Consider the following 20,345-nt stretch of genomic DNA (forward strand, 5'->3'; position numbering starts at 1 on the left):
TAGAATCCGTGAAGAATTTCGAGTCCCTTTTTGCAGAACTGTCCGAGAAGGTTCAGGCCCGTGCAGCGGGCTCTGGAACCGTGGCTGCATTCGATAAGGGCGCTCATCATCTTGGCAAGAAGATCATCGAGGAAGCCGGTGAGGTCTGGATTGCTGCCGAGTATCAATCCGACGAAGAGCTCGCCGAGGAAATGTCCCAACTTATTTACTGGCTACAGGTCATGATGCTAAAGCGGGGGCTTAGGCCAGAAGATATCTACAAGTATCTCTAAAGGGAAGGAGCCTTAAGATGATTAAAGTTGCCGTTCCCAACAAGGGATCATTGTCCGAGGCTGCCCTTAGCATCTTGGCAGAAGCCGGCTACAAAGGCCGCGGGCACTCCAAGGCACTCAACATCGTTGACGAGGCTAACGGCGTCGAGTTTTTCTTTTTGCGCCCCAAAGACATCGCCATCTACGTCGCCCAAGGCGTCTTGGACTTAGGCATAACTGGTCGCGATCTCGCGCGTGACTCCCGCGCATCATTCAACGAGGTTTTAGATTTAGGCTTTGGCGCATCCACTTTCCGCTACGCCGCCCGCCAGGGTGAAGACTGGACCATTGAAAAGCTGCAGGGCAAAAAGATCGCTACTTCTTATCCCAATCTCGTGCGCGCGGATCTGCGGCAGCGGGGGATTGAAGCTGAAGTTATCCGCCTCGATGGTGCGGTGGAAATTTCCATCCACTTAGGCGTTGCCGATGCGATCGCAGACGTGGTCTCTACCGGAGCGACGCTGCGTCAGCAGGGGCTTGCCCCGTTTGGGGAAGCCATCACCGAGTCCACGGCGGTCCTCATCAAGCGCGCCGGCGTGGGATTGAGCGATGAAGAGCAAGTAGTCCTCCAACGCATCCAGGGCATCCTAAATGCGCGTAACTATTTGATGCTCGATTACAACGTGCCCAAAGAAGACTTGGAGGCGGCTTCGGCAGTAACACCGGGGCTTACCGGGCCCACGGTTGCCCCTCTCGCAAGGGACAATTGGGTAGCGGTGCGCGCGATGGTCCCACGGCAGGATGCGAATCGAATTATGGACCACCTTTCGGCGTTGGGAGCGGAAGCTATCCTGGCATCAGAGCTACGCATCGCCCGCTTTTAGGGGTAAATTTTAGAGATCTTGCGCAGATTGAACGCCGGAATGCCTGCTCTAGCTACGATGGGCCTTGAGTTTACTCAAACAACTATCGTTCGAAATGCTCGCGGATTTTTCAGCGAGTATTGACCACTTAAGGAGTCCCGCCAAATGGCTAAGACCACTAAGAAGGATGCAGAAATCGACGCTAAGCAGGAGGGCGTAAAACCTTCTGCTAACGAGGCCAAGGACGCTGCCAAGGCTAAGAAGTCTTCTTCTAAGAAGTCTCGCACCGAGACCGACCTTCTCGGCTCCATGGAGATCCCGAATGACGCGTACTACGGTGTCCACACCCTGCGCGCCATCGACAACTTCCAGATCTCCTACGTCACTATCAACACCATTCCAGACTTCATCCGCGGCATGGTGATGGTCAAGAAGGCCACCGCAATGGCCAACCGTCGTCTGCACGTTCTGCCTAAGCAGAAGGCAGAAGCAATCATCTGGGCATGTGACCAGATCTTGGACGAGGGTCGCTGCATGGACCAATTCCCGCTCGACGTCTTCCAGGGCGGCGCGGGCACCTCGCTGAACATGAACACCAACGAGGTTGTTGCCAACCTCGCTCTTGAGTACCTCGGCGAGGAAAAGGGCGCATACGACATCATCAACCCGAACGATGATGTCAACATGTCCCAGTCCACCAACGACGCATACCCAACCGGTTTCCGCTTGGGTCTGTACTACTCCCTGGACACCCTGATCGAGCGCATCGATTCCCTGCAGAACGCTTTCCACGACAAGGGCAACGAGTTCCAGGACATCCTGAAGATGGGCCGCACCCAGCTGCAGGACGCTGTTCCTATGACCCTGGGTGACGAGTTCAAGGCATTCGCTCATAACCTGGCTGAGGAGCAGGCTGTACTGCGCGACGCTCAGAAGCGCCTGCTGGAGATCAACCTCGGTGCCACCGCAATCGGTACCGGCGTTAACACCCCAGCTGGCTACCGCCACCAGGTCACCGCAGCTCTATCCGAGGTCACTGGCCTGGAGATCAAGACCGCTCGCGACCTCATCGAAGCAACCTCCGACTGCGGCGCATACGTTCTGCTGCACTCCGTCATCAAGCGCACCGCTATGAAGTTGGCCAAGATCTGTAACGATCTGCGCCTGCTGGCTTCCGGCCCACGCGCTGGCCTGGGCGAGATCAACCTGCCTGCTCGCCAGGCTGGTTCCTCCATCATGCCGGGTAAGGTCAACCCGGTTATCCCAGAGGTTGTCAACCAGGTCTGCTTCAAGATCTTCGGCAATGACCACGTTGTCACCATGGCTGCTGAAGCTGGCCAGCTCCAGCTCAACGTCATGGAGCCGGTCATCGGTGAGGCACTGTTCCAGTCCATCCGTATCATGGGCAACGCTGTTGACACCCTGCGCGAGAAGTGCGTCACCGGCATCACCGCCAACGCTGATGTCTGCCGCGCATACGTTGAAAACTCCATCGGTATCGTCACCTATCTGAACCCGTTCATCGGTCACCACAACGGTGACGAAATCGCTAAGGAGTCCCTGAAGACCGGCAAGGGCGTCAAGGAACTCGTTCTGGAGAAGGGCCTTATGGACGAGGCAACCCTGTCCAAGGTTCTGTCCGTTGAGAACCTGATGCACCCAGAGTTCCGCGGCCAGCTCTACATCGACGAGGACTAAATCCGACCTAAGCCCTAAATGTATCAGCGCCCCCGCGAGCTATTAGGTACGGGTTTTAGGCCATGTGGTTTTACCACATGGCCTTTCGTCGTTTTGTTGTTGTGCAGGGATTTCTCTGGTTTTCAATCAACCAACCGTAATGCAAAAGGTTAATTTTGTGGGAACAAGCACAAACGGGCGTTTTAATTAACCAAAACCACATGATTTGGGGGACAATGGGGAGGACAGAGCATGGCTGACTCGTTTATTTTCGGCTGAGGAAGCCATTTAATTTTTCGACCTTGTGGAGATTCCCATGGCTGTAGTCCATATCCTCATTGTCCTCGCCGCGATTTACTTAGGTGCCCGCATTGGCTCAATCGGCATCGGTGTCGCTGGCGGTCTCGGCGTCCTCTTGCTGGGCCTAACAGGCGTGCCGGTTACCCGCGAAGATATCCCTTTCGACGTCATCGGCATCATCATGACCGTTATTGCCGCCATCGCCGCCATGCAGCGCGCGGGCGGTATGGACTACCTGGTCCAGGTGGCCGAGCGCTTCCTGCGTAAGAACCCGCGACGCATCACCTACTATGCACCGATCGTCACCTGGCTGATGACCGTTCTAGCAGGTACTGGCCACACCGCATTCTCTACGCTGCCCGTCATCGTCGAGGTAGCAAAGGAAGGCAAGGTCCGCCCATCGCGTCCGCTTTCCATCGCCGTGGTGTCCTCCCAGATGGCAATTTGTGCCTCGCCGATTTCCGCCGCCGTGGTCCTGCTGGCCTCGCTTCTGGAGCCAACCGGCATCGGTTACCTCCAGCTGCTCGGCGTTCTTATTCCAGCAACCTTCCTCAGCATCTTCCCGGCTGCTTGGCTAGCAAACCACATGGGTAAGGAGCTAGAAGACGATCCGGTCTATCAGGAGCGCCTCGCACAGGGCCTCGTCGCAATGCCGAAGGGACACACCGACCAAAGCACGCAAAAGGGCGCAAAGGCCTCCATCTACATCTTCCTGGCTGCCATCGTCATCGTCATGATTTGGGCAACGCTAACCTCGGAGCAGGTTGGCCTCATCGCCGAGCCGACGCTGCCACGCAACGAGGCCATCATGACGGTCATGCTCACCGCAGCAACGCTTATCGTGATGATCACCAAGATTCCAGCCGCTGACATCCTCAACACCCCGGTATTCAAGTCCGGTATGTCTGCTTCCATGTGTGTTCTCGGCGTCGCCTGGCTGGGCACCACGCTCATCAACCACTACATGGACAACATCCAGACCATGGCGGGCGACGTCGTCAAGTCCGCTCCGTGGATGCTGGCCGTCGTTCTCTTCTTCGCCGCCGCACTGCTGTACTCCCAGGCTGCTACCACCAAGGCGCTGCTGCCGGCCGCGCTGGCCCTGGGCGCAAGCCCGCTGACCGCACTGGCCGCATTCCCAGCCGTTTCCGCTCTGTTCATCCTCCCGACCTACCCAACCTTGCTGGCCGCAGTTGAGATGGACGATACCGGCTCCACCCGCATCGGAAAGGCTGTGTTCAACCACCCATTCCTCATCCCAGGAACGGTCTCCATCGTGGTCGCTGTTCTGCTGAGCTACGCACTCGGTGCTGTCATCGCCTAGAGCCCGCGATTTGACAATTTAGCCGCCCACTGTCCTTTTCTCCGAAACAGGCAGATCGGGCGGCTTTTCTCTGTAGCATAAAGCCATGGCTACCCAACTCTCAGATGTCGAAATCGCACAGGCTCACAAACTGGAGCCAATTACCGATATTGCTTCTCGTGCGGGAATCCCGGAGGAAGCGCTCATTCCTTATGGCAACACCAAAGCCAAGGTTGATATCACGAAGCTCGAGCACCTTCCCAATAAAGGCAAGCTGGTGCTCGTCACTGGTGTTTCTCCAACACCGGCTGGTGAAGGCAAGTCCACAACGCTGATTGGCCTAACCGATGCTTTGGCACTACTGGGGCACAAGGCCATCGTCGCTTTGCGTGAGCCTTCCCAAGGTCCAGTCATGGGCATCAAGGGTGGTGCCGCCGGCGGTGGTTATTCCCAAATTGTCCCGATGGAGGATATCAACCTTCATTTCACCGGTGATTTCCATGCCATCGCAGCGGCCACCAACACCTTGGCTGCCATCATCGATAACCACATCCACCAAGGAAATCAGCTCGGCATCGACCCGCGCCGCGTGACCTGGCAGCGCTGCCTCGATGTCAATGACCGTGCGCTGCGCGGCGTCGTCACCGGCCTCGGCGGCGCGGCACACGGAGTGCCTGCGGAAACTGGATTCACCATCACCGCAGCTTCTGAGATCATGGCTATCTTGGGCCTGGCTACTGACCTCGAAGACCTTAAGAAGCGCTTGGGTGATATCACCGTTGGCTATGCCTTCGACCAAGAGCCAGTCACGGCACGCGAGCTTGATGCCGAGGGCGCACTGACTGCTTTGATGCGCGACGCCCTCAACCCGAACCTAGTACAGACTCTGGGCGGCACCCCGGCATTCGTACACGGTGGACCTTTTGCCAACATTGCGCATGGCTGCAACACCTTGCTTGCAACACAGACTGCGATGAAGTTCGGCGACATTGTGCTCACCGAGGCTGGCTTTGGCGCCGACTTGGGCGGCGAGAAGTTCATGGATATCAAGGCTCGCTTTGGCGAGCTCGACGTCGCGGGCGCTGTGGTCGTTGCCACCATCCGCTCCCAGAAGTACAACGGCGGCCAAGCTCGTGAGGACCTGACCACGGAAAATCTTGATGCACTGCGCAAGGGCATCGTCAACCTCGAGCGCCACGTTGAAAATATCCGCAAGTTTGGTCTGCAACCAGTAGTTGCGCTTAACTCCTTCTACAGCGATACCGAGGCCGAGCGCGAATTCATGCGTACCTGGGCCAAGGACTTTGGCGTCGCCCTGGCTGAGGCAGATGTCTGGGCAAAGGGCGGCGAAGGAGCCAAGGAGTTGGCAGAAACTCTCTTAGAAAACCTCTCCGAGGGTCAGGCACATCAGCTCTACGATCCAGCAGAGGGCGTGGAAAAGTCCATCGAAAAGATCGCCACCGAGGTCTACCGTGCAACCTCTATCGAGTACGGCCCGAAGGCCAAGAAGGACCTGCAGTACATCAAGGACAATGGCTGGGATAACTTCCCAGTGGTCATCTCAAAGACGCAGTACTCCTTCTCCGATAGCCCGGCTTCCTTGGGCGCTCCAGAGGGCCATACCCTCCACGTGCGCGAGCTGCTGCCGCGTACTGGCGCGGGCTTCATCGTGGTGCTGACTGGCGACGTCATGACCATGCCGGGTCTGCCGAAGAAGCCGGCGGCCAACAACATCGATGTTGCCGCCGATGGCACCATTTCCGGCCTGTTCTAGTTATCTGCGGCGGAGCCCGGCCAACCCGGATACTCGGGCGGGGTTCCGCCGAATTCAGGACAAAGCTCTTGGAAAGAGCACCAGCCGCAAAGCTTCGAGGTCTTCGGGCGGAAGAGACCTTCCTTACCGTCGCCCTCGATCTTTGCCCATAGCTCGCCTAGATCGCGCTCGAAGTACTCCAGCTCTTCGCGGGTTGGGGTAAGGAACATCGAGTCAATGACCTTGAGGTACATCAGGCGCAGCTGGGCGGGGATGACGCCTAGCATTCGCCAATAGACAAGCGCGTAGAAACGCATCTGGAACTGGGCGTCTTGGCTAAAGCGGGGGATTGGCTTCTTGCCGGTCTTATAGTCCACGACGCGGACCTCACCGGTTGGGGCAACGTCCACGCGGTCGATGAAGCCGCGGACCGGCACGCCGTTTGGCAAGACGGTATTGACGTACATCTCGCATTCTTTAGCATCGAAGCCCTGCGGGTTTTCCATCTGGAAATAGCCCTTGAGCAATTCGCGGGCCGCTACGAAGAAATCGAGGGTTTCTTCCTCGGGCACGAGCTCTTTAAGCTCGGCGTCGGCAGCGACCATCTTGGCCCATTCCGGCTTAATCATTTTCACTGCAGCGGGGTAGTCACGCTTTTCGCGCGGCAGCTTGTGGGTGTTTTCTAAAACTGCGTGGACCAGCGTTCCTTTTACCTGCGCTACGGTCTTCGGCTCGGGGAGCTTGTCGATTGCCCGAAAGCGGTAGAGAAGTGGGCACTGTTTATAGTCTGAGGCCCGAGAAGGCGAAAGCGCCAACGGGCGAGGTTTTCGTGCATCAGCCATGGTCTTTTTAGCCTAGCGCGGCGCAATTCATGGCAAAGTAGGAGGCATGAGTATTTCGGATGAGTTCCTTGATTTCATAGCCGCTTCTCCTTCTTCCTATCACGCGGCCCATGAGGTGGCGCGGCAGCTAGAAGAGGTGGGCTTTGTCCGCCAGGATGAGGCCGCGGAATGGTCAGCAGCCCCAGGCGGCCACTACATGATTCGCGGCGGCGCCATCATGGCTTGGTTCGTGCCGGAGGGCGCGGGCAAACACTCCGCGTTTAGGATCATCGGTTCTCATACAGATTCGCCGGGCCTTGTGCTCAAGCCGACCCCCGATTTTGATGCTGCGGGCTGGCAGCAGGTCGCGGTAGAAATTTACGGCGGCCCGTTGCTGCATACCTGGTTTGACCGTGAGCTGACCGTTGCCGGTCAGGTGGTAACGAAGGATGGCGTGCATCATTTGGTTAACACCGGCCCGATTCTGCGTCTTCCTTCGCTGGCTATCCACCTCTACCGCAAGGACGAGTTCAAGCCGGATCGCCAGCACAACATGCAGCCGGTGCTTTCCGTGGGCACTCCCGATGCCTCGGTATTGCGCGTGGTAGCGGAGTCCATCGGCGTGGCTCAGGATGAGATCTCTGCATTCAATCTCATTACTGCCGATGCCCAGCGGGGCGCCGTATTCGGCACCGGTGAGCGCTTCATCGCGGCCGGCCGCATGGATAATCTTTCTTCCGTGTTTGCCAGCCTCGTCGCAATGCGCAATGCCGCCCAGCAGAAGGACTATGGACACGAAGACATTTTGGTCATGGCTGCCTTCGACCACGAAGAGGTGGGCTCGGCTTCTCGTTTCGGTGCTGCCGGCCCGATTCTCGCCGATGTCCTGGGGCGCACTGGTCGCGCGCTGGGAGCCAACGAGGAGGAGCGGTATCAAATGTATGCGCGTTCTTGCTGCGTGTCGGCCGACGCCGCGCATTCGGTCCACCCTAATTACGCAGGCAAGCACGATCCCACGCATCACCCGATTATCGGTAAGGGCCCCGTCACCAAGATCAACGGCAATCAGCGCTACGCGTCCGACGCCACGACCGTCTCCCTGTGGGAGCGCGCATGCGAGCGAGCCAAGGTTCCTTTCCAGCGCTTCGTGGGCAACAACGACGTGCCCTGTGGCTCCACCATCGGTCCCATCACCGCGACCCGCTTAGGCATCGACACCGTCGACGTCGGCGTGCCGATGCTTTCTATGCACTCCGCACGCGAGATGGTCGGCGAACGTGACCAAGTATGGATGGCCAAGGCCATTGAGGCATACTTGTTAGGTTAATTAAACCTCCTTTAAATCCACGAGAAAGCATAGGAAGCACACACCATGCCTTATTCCGGACCTTTTCACTATGGCGATCGCGTCCAACTGACCGATGCTAAGCGCCGCCACTACACGGTGATACTTGAGGAAGGCGGCGAGTTTCACTCGCACAAGGGCATCATCCGCCACGACGAAATCGTCGGTCTGGATGAGGGCTCCGTGGTGCGCTCCACGCTGGGCAGCGACTTCCTGCTCTTCCGCCACTTGATGGTGGACCACGTGCTTTCCATGCCGCGTGGCGCGGCGGTCATCTACCCGAAGGACTCCGCGCAGATCCTGGTCGAAGGCGATATTTTCATGGGCGCACGCGTCCTGGAGGCTGGCGCCGGCTCCGGTGCGTTGTCCATGACGCTGCTGCGCGCCGTTGGCCCGCAGGGACACGTCTTCTCTTACGAGGTGCGCGATGATCACCTGGAGTACGCCGTGGACAACGTCAAGGAATACTTCGGCGAGCAGCCTGAGTGGTGGACCCCGCGCTTGGGTGATTTGGCGGACGTCACCGTGGAAGAACTCGGCGGTCCGGTCGACCGCGTCATCCTCGACATGCTTGAGCCGTGGGAGCATTTGGAGAAGGTTCGCGACATCCTGATCCCTGGCGGCGTTTTCATGACCTACGTGGCTACCGTGCCGCAGCTGATGAAGGTCATGGAGGGGATCCGCGAGCTGAAGTGCTTTACCGAGCCGAAGGCCTGGGAGTCCCTCGTGCGTGAATGGAAGGTGGAAGGCCTTGCCACCCGTCCAGAGCACCGCATGAACGCGCACACTGCGTTCCTCATCTGGACGCGCCGCCTTGCCGACGGCGTGACTCCACCCCGCCCGCAGCGCCGCGCCCGCAAGTAGGTGCAAAAGAAACGAAGCGGAGCCAAAGAATCCGCGGGGAGATTTTAGGCCAACCTGACTTGTCGGCATGGTTCACGCGCTAGTGTGTAGCTATGACCGACGCAAGTCACACAGCCGCCCTCAAAAGGCAGATTGATCAGCTAGCCGAGCGCAACACCAAGCTCGCTTCGCTGCTGCAGGATTCCCGCAACAAGCTGCAGCAGATGTTGGCCGAGGTCAACGAACTATCAGAGCCTGCCTCAACCTATGGTGTATTCCTCGGATACTCAGGAAAGCCGCATGATTCCCGGCGCGACGCCGAGGTCTATACCAACGGCCGCCCCATGCGGGTTAAGGTCTCGCCCAACCTAGAGCCAGGCAGCCTTGAAGCCGGCCAACTCGTGCGTTTAGGCGAGGGCTTCGTCGTTGTAGAAGCTTGTGGACACCCGCAAACGGGAAGCCTTGCCACCGTGCAAGAGACTTTAGGCACCACCCGCGTCATCGTGGCGAACTCCTCCGGCGAGGAGCAGGTGGTGCTTTTGGCCGCCCGTCTTCGCGAGGGCATTCGCGCTGGCGACACAGTCCTTGTCGATGGCAAGGCAGGTGTCGCGCTCGAAAAGATTGAAAAGTCCGAGGTGGCACAGCTTTCGTTGGAGGAGGTCCCAGAGCTTAGCTACGACGACATCGGCGGTCTGGATGCTCAGATCTCCCAAATCCGCGATTCGGTCGAGCTGCCTTTCCTGCATCCGGATCTTTACCGGCAATATGACTTGGAGCCGCCGAAGGGCGTGCTGCTTTATGGCCCGCCGGGCTGTGGCAAGACCTTGATTGCTAAGGCCGTGGCCAATTCGCTCGCTACGAAGATGGGTAGTGGCGGCCCGAGCTTCTTTTTGAACGTCAAGGGCCCTGAACTCTTAAACAAGTACGTGGGTGAGACCGAGCGCCGCATTCGCCTTATCTTTGAACGCGCTCGCGAACTCGCAGCCCAGGATTCGCGCCGCCCGGTCATCGTTTTCTTTGACGAGATGGAATCCATCTTCCGTACCCGTGGTTCCGGAGTTTCCTCAGACATGGAGACAACGGTGGTTCCGCAGCTGCTGACGGAGCTCGATGGCGTCGAAAAGCTGGGCAACGTCATCGTCATCGGCGCCACCAACCGTGAGGAGCTCATCGATCCCGCCATCATGCGCCCGGGCCGACTCGACATCAAGATTCGCGTCAATCGCCCCAGCAAGCAAGGCGCCCGCGAGATCTTTAGCCGGCATCTGGGTCAGAAGGTGCCGCACCAGGCGGACCTCGAGGGGCTGATTGATTCTGCAGTCGAAGAGCTCTATTCGGAGCGACCCTTCGTACGTCTGCATTACCGCAATGATGAGCCACGGACGTTGTTCTACCGCGACTTTGTCTCCGGCGCGATGATTGCCAACATCGTAGCGCGTGCAAAGAAGCTTGCGATCAAGGACGCGCTTGCTGATAGCGAGATAAGCACGCACGGTATTACTTCGGAACACTTACGCCAGGCCATTGCCGCGGAGCAGGCGGAGTCAGAATACGTACCAACCTCGGCTAGCCCTGAGGAGTGGACCAAGATTGTTGCCGGCACCCAAGCTGGCGCAGAAGTAACCCGAGTCGAGCTAATGGGCTTTAGGAGTACCTCATGGCACGCGTCCTAGGAACAGAAACTGAGTACGGGATTTCCACTCCCACGAGTCCGGAGTTTTCGCCCATTGTCACCTCGACCCATGCCGTGGTGGCTTATGCGGCGCTTCATACTTTGGCGCGTTCGCGCTGGGACTTCCGCGAGGAACATCCGCTGCGTGACTCCCGCGGTTTTGATTTGAAGCGCTATCAAACCGTTCCTGTGGTTGATCCAAATGCAATCGGCGTGGCCAATGTGGTGACCGCAAACGGTGCGCGCTTCTACGTCGATCACGCGCACCCGGAGTATTCCTCCCCGGAATGCACGAATGCTTGGGACGCCATGCTTTACGACGCCGCCGGTGACGTAGTTTTGCGACAAGCCGCCGAAGCGGTAGCGCGCCTATCCGCGCAGGGCACATCTGTGCTGGCGAATCATGATCCGTGCCCGCCACTGAAGTTCTACAAGAACAATGTGGATGGCAAAGGCGCATCCTACGGTTCGCACGAAAATTACCAGTACCGGCGCTCTACCGAGTTTTCCGCGATTGCCGCGGGCCTCATCCCGTTCTTCGTGGCACGCCAGGTAGTGGTTGGCGCTGGCCGCGTTGGCCTTGGACAAGAAGGTGAAGAGCCAGGATTTCAGATCTCCCAGCGCGCCGACTACATCGAGCAGGAGATCTCGCTGGAGACAACGCTCAACCGCGGCATCATCAACACTCGCGACGAGCCGCACGCGGTAGCCGAGGACTTTGGGCGCCTACACGTCATCATTGGCGATGCCAACATGTCGCAGACAGCAAACTTGTTGAAGCTTGGCATGACCTCCTTGGTGCTTGATGCCATTGAAGCGGGCGTCGATTTCAGCGACCTACAGCTCCGCGATGCGGTGGCCGAGGTTTCCTTGGTTAGCCGAGACCTCAAGCTACAGCACAAGCTGAAGCTCAAGGACGGACGCGAGCTCACAGCACTTGATTTGCTAGCTGAATATCGCAAGCGGGTCACTCCGACGAACGACGTGGATGAGAAGGTCCTGGCGGCGTGGGACGAGGTCGCCGGCCTGCTCGCGGCAGAGCCGCTTTCCGCAGCACATCTGGTGGACTGGGTAGCCAAATACCAGTTGCTCAAGGGATACATGGATCGCGGCGTAGCCATCGATGATCCCAAGCTGGCTCTTATCGATCTCCAATACACTGACGTCGATCCCGCCAAATCGCTTTACCATGCGCTGGTGCGAAAGGGGCGCATGCGCGTGCTCGTCAGTGAGGAGGAGATTGACAGGGCAGCCCAAAACCCGCCGCGGGATACGCGTGCGTTCTTCCGCGGTCGAGTCATAGAAAAATACGGTGAGGAAGTCGTTGCCGCCAGCTGGCAGTCTGTCTCCCTGCGCAGTGGTTCCGGTATCGCGACCGTCACTCTCGATGACACGCTAGAGCTAGGCGCAGCTGATGCTGCGGAGCTCATCGAGCGGGCTGACGACGTCGAAACACTACTCGTTGAGCTCGATAAGGCCGGGGTAGCAATTCGGCGCAGTTAGCGCGAAGTATCCATAGGAAGCAATTCACCGAAAAGATAGAAAGATAGTAGGAAAGAAAGAAGGTTTAGAGACAATGAGCGGAAACCAATCCCAGGTAAACGCCGGCAACGGCGGTAGCAACGGTGACGAGGCCGCGGAGTTCTCCGCGGGCCAGGTGAGCATCAATAGCGCGGGCACGGATGATCTGCTTGATGAGATCGACGGCTTGCTTGAAAACAACGCTGAAGAATTCGTACGCGCATATGTGCAAAAGGGCGGCGAATAAACGTGAGCGAGGCGCACACGGATCACGTTTATGCCCGCCGCATCATGGGCATCGAGACCGAATATGGCGTGACCTCACGGGCTGATGGCGATCAGCGCGCGCTGACTCCGGATGAGGTGGCGCGCATCCTGTTCCGGCCCGTCGTGGAGCAATATTCTTCCTCGAATATCTTTAGCCCAAATGCCTCAAGGCTCTACCTTGATGTGGGCTCGCATCCGGAGATCGCCACCGCCGAGTGCGATAGCCTCACCCAGCTCATCAACTATGAGCGCGCGGGTGACCGCATCGTAGACGAGCTAGCCCGCAAAGCTGAAGAGACGATGGCTGCCGAAAATCGCCCAGCTTCCGTCTACTTGTTTAAAAATAACGTCGACTCAGCAGGCAACTCTTATGGCTGCCACGAGAACTACCTCATTAGCCGTCACGCGGTGCTCAAAGACTTAGGCCTGGCCTTGCTGCCTTTCATGATCACCCGCCAACTCATCTGCGGCGCCGGCAAGATTCAACCGGCTAAGGCAGACGAGCCTGCTCGCTTTTTGCTTTCCCAACGCGCGGATCAGGTCTGGGAGGGCGTGTCCTCGGCCACGACTCGTTCGCGGCCTATCATCAACACCCGTGACGAGCCGCATGGTGACTCTAAACGCTTCCGCCGCATGCACGTCATCGTCGGCGATTCCAACATGTCGGAGACCACGCTGGCGTTGAAGATCGGTTCAACGTTGTTGATGCTGGAAATGCTAGAGGCAGGCTTCGACGTACCGCGTTTCGATGTCGTTGATCCGATTTATCGCATCCGTGACATCGCCCGCGATACCACTGGCCGTACCGAATTAGGGTTGAAGGACGGCTCGACCATCACGGCATTGGAAGTGCAGTACGCCCTTTGCGAAGCCGCCCAACGTTGGCTGGAGGAACGCCCGGATGAGGGCACTCCGAATGCCGAGATGCGCAAGGTAGTAGACCTCTGGCAGCGCACGCTGCATGCCATTGACACCCAAGATTTCAGCGGCGTCGACCGCGAGATCGATTGGGTAATCAAGCGCAGCCTTCTGGATCGCTATCGTGAGCGCCTTGGTGGCGATTGGGCCCACCCCAAGCTGGCGCAGATTGACTTGACCTATCACGATACTCGCCCTGGCCGCGGCCTGTTTAACGTGCTGGAAGCGCGCAAGATGGTTGAGCGTTGGACCACCGACGCAGCAATCGCGGCCTGCGTCGATACTCCGCCGCAGACTACGCGTGCGCGCCTGCGCGGAGAATTCCTGCAGACGGCGCGCCGCTTGGGCGCCAACGTCACCGTGGACTGGACGCGTCTGAAGGTAAACCGACCTGAACCGCACACCGAGGAGTTCTCAGACCCGTTTGTCTTCGAGGATGCCAGGCTGCAAGCGTTGTTAGACTACATGGAGCACAACGCATAAATTCACCTATTGCCTTTAAGGAGCACACGGGCCTATGGCGAAGCCTCAACCAGGCAAACGCGACCCCGCCGTTGAAAGGTTGACCAATCTTTCTTTTGCGCTGCAGGGCGCAGCCCACGGCGGCGGCAGTCCCGATCGCAGCGCGGCCTGGATCCGCAAGAACGTGGAAGGCTACCAAGATCGCGGAGACGAGGCCTTTCTAAAACAGCTTGCGCGCGACGTCGTCACGCTCCAGCGCGCAGGCGTGCCAGTGGTCCATACCAGTGGTGAATTTGGCTCGACCTATCGTCTTAACCAGGAGGAGTACCAACTTCCTCCGGTCCACTTCACCCCAGAGGAAGCGATGGTGTTGGGCGTAGCCGGCGGCATCGGCAAGCCGGGCGGACTCAGCGATTTCACGCTGTCTGCTTGGACCAAGATTGCCGCCTCGGGCGCCTCAAGGGATCTCAGCGGCGCGCCGGTCTACGTTGCGGTTAACGACATCACCCGCATTAGCCCTGAGTTAACCACCGCAGTGCTGACGGCCGTGCGTAAGGGGCTGCGTATCAGCTTCGACTACTACGCGCGGCCTTCCGCGCCGGCAGTCCGGCGCACTATGGATCCGTGGGGATTGGTCAACCATGACAGCCGCGTTTACCTCGTGGGCTGGGACGTCGACAGACAAGCCCCTCGCGTATTTCGCGCCACTCGCATCGATAATGTGAAACGTTCCCGGCAGGAGGCACCCCACCTTGTTGCCCCCAAGCCACTGCAAGAGCTGGTGATAGACACGCTTAAGCGCGGTCAGCGCGTCGATGCGCTGGTGGCGATCCCTGAAGGCGGTGCCCGGGAGCTAGAAGCAGCAGGGGTACGACGCGATGATGGAATCGTGGAGATGCGCGGCGTGGATAAGGATTGGCTCGTGCGAATAGCAGCAAGTTATGCGCCCGAGGTGGAGGTCAAGGAACCTGCAGAGGTACGCGAGGCAATAGTTAAGCTGCTGCGTGCGCCACTCGGCGTCACAGATGAAGCCGCACTGGAAGGAGGGGAGTAGCCATGGCTGATGGTTCGCAGAAGTTGCAAGCGCTAGTACGCTCTTTAAACCTGATCCCGTACTTTCGCAATCACCCGGGCCAAACCCCGATGGAAGCCGCCACCGACCTTGGTATGACGCCGGCGGAGCTTAAAGATGCGGTGGATCGCCTCTTTTGCTCAGGCGTAGGCCGTCATACCGAAGACCTGATCGACCTTTCCTTCGATTATCGCGACGGCATCCAAATCTACAATGACCAAGGCTTAACGCAGGCGCTGCGGCTTACTCCGACGGAAGCCGGTGCGCTTTTGCTCACCCTCGAAAGCCTCGAGGCCATGCCTGGGCTCATCGATACCGAGGCCGTTAAGTCAGCAGCCGCAAAGCTGCGGGAGATCATGGATGAAAAGACAGCAGCTATCTATGACTCTCTCGCGGATACCGATCCACATGAGTCTCAAGTCCAGGCCACGCTAGCAAGCGCCGTCGATAAGCGGCACCGCGTGCGCTTCAAATACTGGTCCGCCTCCAGCAACCAGGAAAAAGAACGCACCGTGGATCCTGCGCGCATCTTTATCTATGAATCCGAGCCATACCTCGTTGCGTGGGAGGAATCGCTAAAAGCGCATCGCACCTTTCGCTTGGACCGCATTCAGGAGGTCGAGACGCTTGCTGAAAAGGCCTACCCCCACCTGCGGGAGCTTGACTTCGATCCCGAGCAGCCCTTTGCCATGCGACACGCCAAGAAGGCGACATTAGAGATTCACCCAGAATTCACATGGTTAGCAGAACAGCACGACATCGACTTGGGCGAGACGTTAAAAAATGGCTACGTAGCTGCAACGATGCCGATCGGTTCGGAGGAGTGGTTTATTCGTTTCGCGTTAAGCCAAGCTGATAGAGTGCGGGTCACCAGCCCGGATTCCCTCGTGAAGGCGATTACAGATCGCCGTCTAGCGGCACTGGACGGTTATACTAAATAGCCGTTCGTAAGTTCAGAAGGCGGTTGCTTTTTAAAACTGCCGCCCCACACCAATAATCTGAAGAGAAAGAGGAACCCATGAGCCTGGGACCTTGGGAAATTCTAGCTATTCTGCTTGTCGTTTTACTCCTGTTCGGCGCTACTAAGCTGCCGGAGCTGGCTCGTTCGATGGGCCGCTCCATGCGCATCTTCAAGTCTGAGGTAAACGAGATGCACCAGGAAAACCAGCCAAAGCAGGAACCAAACCAGATCTCTGCCGCTAAGCAGTCCGACGACGAGTTCTGGAACGGCACCTCTTCGCAGCCAGGCCAGACCCAGCCAAACGGCGGCAACGCTAACTAATCACTAGGCCTAGCAACCACGGCGAACTCCAGCCTCAGCTGAGGTTCGGTGTTCGCCTTTTAATGTGAAAGCATCCTTTTAAACAATGCCGAAGAATTCTCCTGCGAATGCCGCGAAGCCCGCGAGCGCGCTTGCGCGTTTGCGCGCGCAACGCAAGGCAAAAAAGAACCCGTTGGGGGAGATGACGCTCGTCCAGCACCTGCAAGAGTTGCGCCGCCGCATCGTCATCTCCTTGCTTGCGCTGGTGGTTGGAACCATCATCGGTTTCATTTGGTATCAACAGGCACCGTTTAACATGCCACCGCTCGGTGAGATTCTGCGCGGACCTTATTGTTCGCTTCCGGAAGAAAAGCGCGTGTCCTTTACCGCGGACGGGGAGTGCCGCCTTTTGGCAACCACCCCGTTCGAGATGCTGATGCTGCGAGTTAAGGTGGGCGCCCTAGCGGGTGCCGTGCTGTCTTCGCCGGTGTGGCTCTACCAAATCTGGGCCTTCATTGTCCCTGGTCTGCATAAGAATGAGCGCCGCTTTACTTTTAGCTTCGTCGCGGTTGCGGTGATTCTTTTCGTTGCCGGTGCAGTGCTTGCTTATTTCATTCTGTCGGTCGGCCTTGAGTTCCTCATGGGCATTGGTGAGGAATTCCAGACCGCAGCGTTGACTGGTGGGGACTATTATCGTTTCTTGCTCGGTTTGCTCATTATCTTCGGTGTCAGCTTCGAAATCCCGTTGCTCATTGTTGCCTTGAACCTGTTGGGCATCCTGCGCTACGAGCACGTTAAGGACAAGCGCCGCATCATCATCGTGTTGATTATGATTTTTGCCGCGTTTATGACGCCTGGCCAGGATCCGTTCTCGATGCTGGTGCTCGCTGGCTCGCTGTGCTTGCTCGTAGAGCTTGCATTCCAGTTCTGCCGCATCAACGATAGGCGCCGCAAGCGCGAACGCCCCGAGTGGTTGGACTTGGACGACGAGACAGCCTCACCGCTTAATACCCAGGCCAGTGGCATTGGCGGCGCCTCCGCAGTTTCGGCACCGACCCCGATTGCCGCACCGCAGCAAACCCGTCCCGCGCAGGCTTCACAGCCAGCAATTCCCAACTCTCAGCCGGCACCGAACAATAACGCGAGCTTCTTCGACGATGTGTTGTAGCAACAGGTAGCCTTGGTGCTTATGACTTCCATGCACCTGGATACCTTTCGCGCAGAACTTAGCCACCCACTCGATGACTTCCAGGTGGAAGGTTGCCGTGCGGTTGAAGATGGCCACGGCGTGCTGGTCTGCGCGCCTACTGGCGCGGGTAAGACCATCGTCGGTGAGTTTGCAGTTTCCCTGGCGCTTTCGCGCGGCACTCGCTGTTTCTACACCACGCCGATTAAAGCGCTAAGCAATCAGAAATACCACGATCTCGTAGCTGCCCACGGCGAGGATGCTGTGGGGCTTCTAACTGGCGATGTCTCCATCAATTCCGGCGCGGAAATCTTGGTGATGACCACCGAAGTTCTGCGCAACATGATCTACGCCGAGTCCGGAGCCTTGGAGCGGCTTAGCCACGTTGTCATGGACGAGATCCACTTCCTGGCCGATGCCTCTCGTGGTGCGGTCTGGGAAGAAGTCATCCTCAACCTTGATGAAAGCGTATCCATCATCGGTCTGTCAGCCACGGTTTCTAACTCGGAGGAGTTCGGTGAGTGGCTGTCTACCGTACGCGGAGATACCACCGTCATCGTCTCTGAGCACCGTCCAGTTCCGCTCGACCAATGGATGATGATTGGCCGCAAGGTCTATCCGCTCTTCGAGCCAGAGACTGGGGGACAGGTAAACGCCGAACTAGCGCGCCGCATCCGACGTCTTGAAGCCGGCGATAGTGACGATGGCAAGACAGCTGGCAACGACCGTGCAGGTTTTCGCAGCCGCGCGCGCCACAAGGGTGGCGGACACGGCGGAGGCCGCGATAAGCGCGGCCGCTCTGGCAATGCCCGATCCCAAGACCGGTATCGTCCGCTCGGCAGGCCGGAAACCCTTCAGGTGCTCCAGGGAATGGACATGCTGCCGGCAATTACCTTCATCTTTTCCCGAGCTGGCTGCGACGGCGCACTCTATCAATGCCTGCGCAGCCGCATGGTGCTGACCACTCAGGAAGAGTCCGAGGAGATCAAGGCGATTATCGATGCCGGCGTAGAAGGCATTCCGGAAGAAGATCTCCAGGTGCTTGACTTCAAGCGTTGGCGCGAAGCGCTGTCGCGAGGATTTGCCGCCCACCACGCGGGCATGCTGCCGGCTTTCCGCCACATCGTTGAAGAGCTCTTCGTTAAAGGTCTCGTGCGCGCGGTATTCGCCACGGAAACCCTGGCGCTGGGCATCAACATGCCGGCCCGTACTGTGGTGCTAGAAAAACTGATCAAATTCAACGGCGAGGCGCACGTCGATCTCACCCCGGGCCAGTACACGCAGCTGACTGGCCGCGCGGGCCGTCGTGGCATCGACACCATAGGCAATGCGGTGGTGCAATGGGCGCCAGCGATGGATCCGCATGCCGTCGCAGGTCTTGCCTCCACGCGTACCTACCCGCTCATCTCTACCTTTACGCCGGGCTACAACATGGCCATCAACCTGCTCGGCATGCTGGGCTTCGAGGAATCGCTGCGCCTGCTGGAAAAGTCCTTTGCACAGTTCCAGGCAGACGGCTCAGTGGTGGAGGAGACCCGCGAGGTAGAAAAGGCAGAGCACCGCGTACGCGAGCTTCGCAATCAGCTTGACGACGCCATCGATGCTCTAGCACCGCCGGCGCGTGACGGGGAGGACCCGGCCGAGGTGCTCATGGACTATATCCGTTTGCGCCGCAAGCTCACCGAAGAAGAAAAAGCCGCGCACGCGAACAACACCGCACAACGCAACCAAGAAGTCACGGTGATGCTCGCCCGCCTGCAAGTCGGTGAAGTCATTGCTATCGCAGGCAAAAAGCGCCCAATCTTGGCCGTGGTGGTCACCCCGGCAAATCAGGCTGCCGATCCGCGCCCTTGGGTGACTACTGAAACCGGCTGGTCCGGCCGCATCGACGCCTCCGGGATCAACAACCCGCCGATTGTGGTCGGGCGCATGAAGCTGCCGCGCCCAGTGCAGAAGAATCCCCGTCGCAACACCAAGTTCGTGCAGGATTCCTTCAAGCGCAACCACTATGACCGCCCGAAGAAGATGCGCTTGGAGCCGCGCAACCGACCAAATAAAAAGGTCGGCCAGTTGCGCGACGCTATTCGCCAACACCCAGCGCATGCGTGGCCGGCCACGGACCGCGAGCAGCTCGCAGGCCTAGCTCAGAAGCTTGCCCGCCGTGAGCGTGACCTCGAGAAGGTCAACGCTCGTATCGAGCGCGCCACCGACACCTTGGGCAAGACCTTCAGCCGCATCGTAGACCTACTTTCAGAGATGGACTATGTGGAGTTCGAAGGCCTTGGCGCGAAACGTACCCCCGTTATCACCGACGAGGGCGAGCGCCTTGCACAAATCCACAGCGAATCCGACCTACTAGTCGCGCAGTGCCTCAAGCGCGGTATTTGGAACGAGTTGGATCCCGCGGAGCTCGCAGGCGTGGCTTCGCTGTGTGTCTTCGAAAACCGCAAGGAGACCCGTGGTGAGCCGGAGGCTGCAACGGAAGCGATGGCCGATGCGATGGAGGCAACCTACCGCATCTACACTGAGCTCATCGCAGACGAAGCGCGCCACAACCTGCCGCGCACTCGCGAGCCTGAGGCCGGCTTTGCGCTCGCCATCCACCAGTGGGCCGCGGGCGCACCGCTGGGCTACTGCATGGCAGCGGCCAACGAGGCCGGTGCGGAGCTTACTCCAGGTGATTTCGTGCGCTGGTGCCGCCAGGTGGTCGATATGCTCCAGCAGATTGCGAAGACGGGTTACGAGGAAGATATACGCCGCAATGCCCGCAGGGCTATGGATGCAATCCAGCGCGGCGTTGTGGCAATCGGAGCTTAATCCAAAAAGGTAG

The 20,345-nt window shown here is 58.5% G+C and carries 17 protein-coding genes; 16 read left to right on the forward strand and 1 reads right to left on the reverse strand.

Annotated features, from left to right (window positions below; genetic code table 11):
• The first annotated feature begins 8 nt into the window (after window positions 1–8).
• The 5 genes from HMPREF3169_RS02850 to HMPREF3169_RS02870 all read left to right on the forward strand — a co-directional run bounded on the left by HMPREF3169_RS02850 (window position 9) and on the right by HMPREF3169_RS02870 (window position 6,168).
• A complete protein-coding gene (locus HMPREF3169_RS02850) occupies window positions 9–272 on the forward strand; it encodes a phosphoribosyl-ATP diphosphatase (RefSeq protein WP_061922452.1) in 264 nt (87 codons plus the stop codon).
• A gap of 17 nt (window positions 273–289) precedes the next feature.
• Window positions 290–1,135, forward strand: coding sequence for an ATP phosphoribosyltransferase (hisG, locus tag HMPREF3169_RS02855; protein ID WP_061922455.1), 846 nt, complete (start codon window positions 290–292; stop codon window positions 1,133–1,135).
• Window positions 1,136–1,279: 144 nt separating this feature from the next.
• On the forward strand, window positions 1,280–2,812 hold the full coding sequence (gene aspA, locus HMPREF3169_RS02860) for an aspartate ammonia-lyase (protein ID WP_061922458.1): 1,533 nt from the start codon (window positions 1,280–1,282) through the stop codon (window positions 2,810–2,812).
• A gap of 295 nt (window positions 2,813–3,107) precedes the next feature.
• Entirely contained in the window at window positions 3,108–4,415 is a 1,308-nt protein-coding gene (locus HMPREF3169_RS02865; RefSeq protein ID WP_070455628.1) for an anaerobic C4-dicarboxylate transporter, read from the forward strand.
• An 85-nt stretch (window positions 4,416–4,500) separates the two neighbouring features.
• Window positions 4,501–6,168 carry a formate--tetrahydrofolate ligase gene (locus HMPREF3169_RS02870; RefSeq protein ID WP_070455629.1) on the forward strand — a complete coding sequence of 556 codons (1,668 nt, stop codon included), beginning with the start codon at window positions 4,501–4,503 and terminating at the stop codon, window positions 6,166–6,168.
• Here the strand turns inward: HMPREF3169_RS02870 and HMPREF3169_RS02875 are convergent.
• The gene (locus HMPREF3169_RS02875; RefSeq protein ID WP_070455630.1) at window positions 6,165–6,989 is read right to left on the reverse strand and encodes a RecB family exonuclease; all 825 of its coding nucleotides are present in this window, start codon (window positions 6,987–6,989) and stop codon (window positions 6,165–6,167) included. The genes HMPREF3169_RS02870 and HMPREF3169_RS02875 overlap by 4 nt on opposite strands.
• A 46-nt stretch (window positions 6,990–7,035) precedes the next feature.
• Here HMPREF3169_RS02875 and HMPREF3169_RS02880 point away from each other — a divergent pair, with 46 nt between their 5' ends.
• The 11 genes from HMPREF3169_RS02880 to HMPREF3169_RS02930 all read left to right on the forward strand — a co-directional run bounded on the left by HMPREF3169_RS02880 (window position 7,036) and on the right by HMPREF3169_RS02930 (window position 20,332).
• On the forward strand, window positions 7,036–8,295 hold the full coding sequence (locus tag HMPREF3169_RS02880; RefSeq protein ID WP_061922470.1) for a M18 family aminopeptidase: 1,260 nt from the start codon (window positions 7,036–7,038) through the stop codon (window positions 8,293–8,295).
• Between the two features lie 45 nt (window positions 8,296–8,340).
• Window positions 8,341–9,177, forward strand: coding sequence for a tRNA (adenine-N1)-methyltransferase (locus HMPREF3169_RS02885; protein ID WP_061922473.1), 837 nt, complete (start codon window positions 8,341–8,343; stop codon window positions 9,175–9,177).
• Window positions 9,178–9,269: 92 nt separating this feature from the next.
• Window positions 9,270–10,829 carry a proteasome ATPase gene (arc, locus tag HMPREF3169_RS02890; protein WP_061922476.1) on the forward strand — a complete coding sequence of 520 codons (1,560 nt, stop codon included), beginning with the start codon at window positions 9,270–9,272 and terminating at the stop codon, window positions 10,827–10,829.
• On the forward strand, window positions 10,814–12,331 hold the full coding sequence (dop, locus tag HMPREF3169_RS02895; RefSeq protein WP_070455631.1) for a depupylase/deamidase Dop: 1,518 nt from the start codon (window positions 10,814–10,816) through the stop codon (window positions 12,329–12,331). Before arc ends, dop begins: the two co-directional genes overlap by 16 nt.
• A 73-nt stretch (window positions 12,332–12,404) precedes the next feature.
• A complete protein-coding gene (locus tag HMPREF3169_RS02900; RefSeq protein WP_061922482.1) occupies window positions 12,405–12,596 on the forward strand; it encodes a ubiquitin-like protein Pup in 192 nt (63 codons plus the stop codon).
• A 44-nt stretch (window positions 12,597–12,640) separates the two neighbouring features.
• Window positions 12,641–14,017, forward strand: coding sequence for a Pup--protein ligase (gene pafA / locus HMPREF3169_RS02905; protein WP_210387448.1), 1,377 nt, complete (start codon window positions 12,641–12,643; stop codon window positions 14,015–14,017).
• Between the two features lie 34 nt (window positions 14,018–14,051).
• On the forward strand, window positions 14,052–15,050 hold the full coding sequence (locus HMPREF3169_RS02910) for a helix-turn-helix transcriptional regulator (protein WP_070455633.1): 999 nt from the start codon (window positions 14,052–14,054) through the stop codon (window positions 15,048–15,050).
• Window positions 15,051–15,052: 2 nt separating this feature from the next.
• Window positions 15,053–16,009, forward strand: coding sequence for a helix-turn-helix transcriptional regulator (locus HMPREF3169_RS02915; protein WP_061922492.1), 957 nt, complete (start codon window positions 15,053–15,055; stop codon window positions 16,007–16,009).
• A 77-nt stretch (window positions 16,010–16,086) separates the two neighbouring features.
• Window positions 16,087–16,350, forward strand: coding sequence for a Sec-independent protein translocase subunit TatA (gene tatA / locus HMPREF3169_RS02920; protein ID WP_061922495.1), 264 nt, complete (start codon window positions 16,087–16,089; stop codon window positions 16,348–16,350).
• 85 nt (window positions 16,351–16,435) lie between these two features.
• Entirely contained in the window at window positions 16,436–17,497 is a 1,062-nt protein-coding gene (gene tatC / locus HMPREF3169_RS02925; protein ID WP_371326257.1) for a twin-arginine translocase subunit TatC, read from the forward strand.
• 21 nt (window positions 17,498–17,518) lie between these two features.
• On the forward strand, window positions 17,519–20,332 hold the full coding sequence (locus tag HMPREF3169_RS02930; RefSeq protein ID WP_070455634.1) for a DEAD/DEAH box helicase: 2,814 nt from the start codon (window positions 17,519–17,521) through the stop codon (window positions 20,330–20,332).
• Window positions 20,333–20,345 lie beyond the last annotated feature (13 nt).

Source organism: Corynebacterium sp. HMSC08C04 (assembly GCF_001807495.1).
Lineage (GTDB): Bacteria > Actinomycetota > Actinomycetes > Mycobacteriales > Mycobacteriaceae > Corynebacterium > Corynebacterium simulans.

Bases quoted from the DNA above. Each gene is read 5' to 3' on its own strand.
- hisG (WP_061922455.1), top strand. From the start codon at position 290: ATGATTAAAGTTGCCGTTCCCAACAAGGGATCATTGTCCGAGGCTGCC.
- aspA (WP_061922458.1), top strand. From the start codon at position 1,280: ATGGCTAAGACCACTAAGAAGGATGCAGAAATCGACGCTAAGCAGGAG.
- HMPREF3169_RS02865 (WP_070455628.1), top strand. From the start codon at position 3,108: ATGGCTGTAGTCCATATCCTCATTGTCCTCGCCGCGATTTACTTAGGT.
- HMPREF3169_RS02870 (WP_070455629.1), top strand. From the start codon at position 4,501: ATGGCTACCCAACTCTCAGATGTCGAAATCGCACAGGCTCACAAACTG.
- HMPREF3169_RS02875 (WP_070455630.1), bottom strand. From the start codon at position 6,989: ATGGCTGATGCACGAAAACCTCGCCCGTTGGCGCTTTCGCCTTCTCGG.
- HMPREF3169_RS02880 (WP_061922470.1), top strand. From the start codon at position 7,036: ATGAGTATTTCGGATGAGTTCCTTGATTTCATAGCCGCTTCTCCTTCT.
- HMPREF3169_RS02885 (WP_061922473.1), top strand. From the start codon at position 8,341: ATGCCTTATTCCGGACCTTTTCACTATGGCGATCGCGTCCAACTGACC.
- arc (WP_061922476.1), top strand. From the start codon at position 9,270: ATGACCGACGCAAGTCACACAGCCGCCCTCAAAAGGCAGATTGATCAG.
- dop (WP_070455631.1), top strand. From the start codon at position 10,814: ATGGCACGCGTCCTAGGAACAGAAACTGAGTACGGGATTTCCACTCCC.
- HMPREF3169_RS02900 (WP_061922482.1), top strand. From the start codon at position 12,405: ATGAGCGGAAACCAATCCCAGGTAAACGCCGGCAACGGCGGTAGCAAC.
- pafA (WP_210387448.1), top strand. From the start codon at position 12,641: ATGGGCATCGAGACCGAATATGGCGTGACCTCACGGGCTGATGGCGAT.
- HMPREF3169_RS02910 (WP_070455633.1), top strand. From the start codon at position 14,052: ATGGCGAAGCCTCAACCAGGCAAACGCGACCCCGCCGTTGAAAGGTTG.
- HMPREF3169_RS02915 (WP_061922492.1), top strand. From the start codon at position 15,053: ATGGCTGATGGTTCGCAGAAGTTGCAAGCGCTAGTACGCTCTTTAAAC.
- tatA (WP_061922495.1), top strand. From the start codon at position 16,087: ATGAGCCTGGGACCTTGGGAAATTCTAGCTATTCTGCTTGTCGTTTTA.
- tatC (WP_371326257.1), top strand. From the start codon at position 16,436: ATGCCGAAGAATTCTCCTGCGAATGCCGCGAAGCCCGCGAGCGCGCTT.
- HMPREF3169_RS02930 (WP_070455634.1), top strand. From the start codon at position 17,519: ATGACTTCCATGCACCTGGATACCTTTCGCGCAGAACTTAGCCACCCA.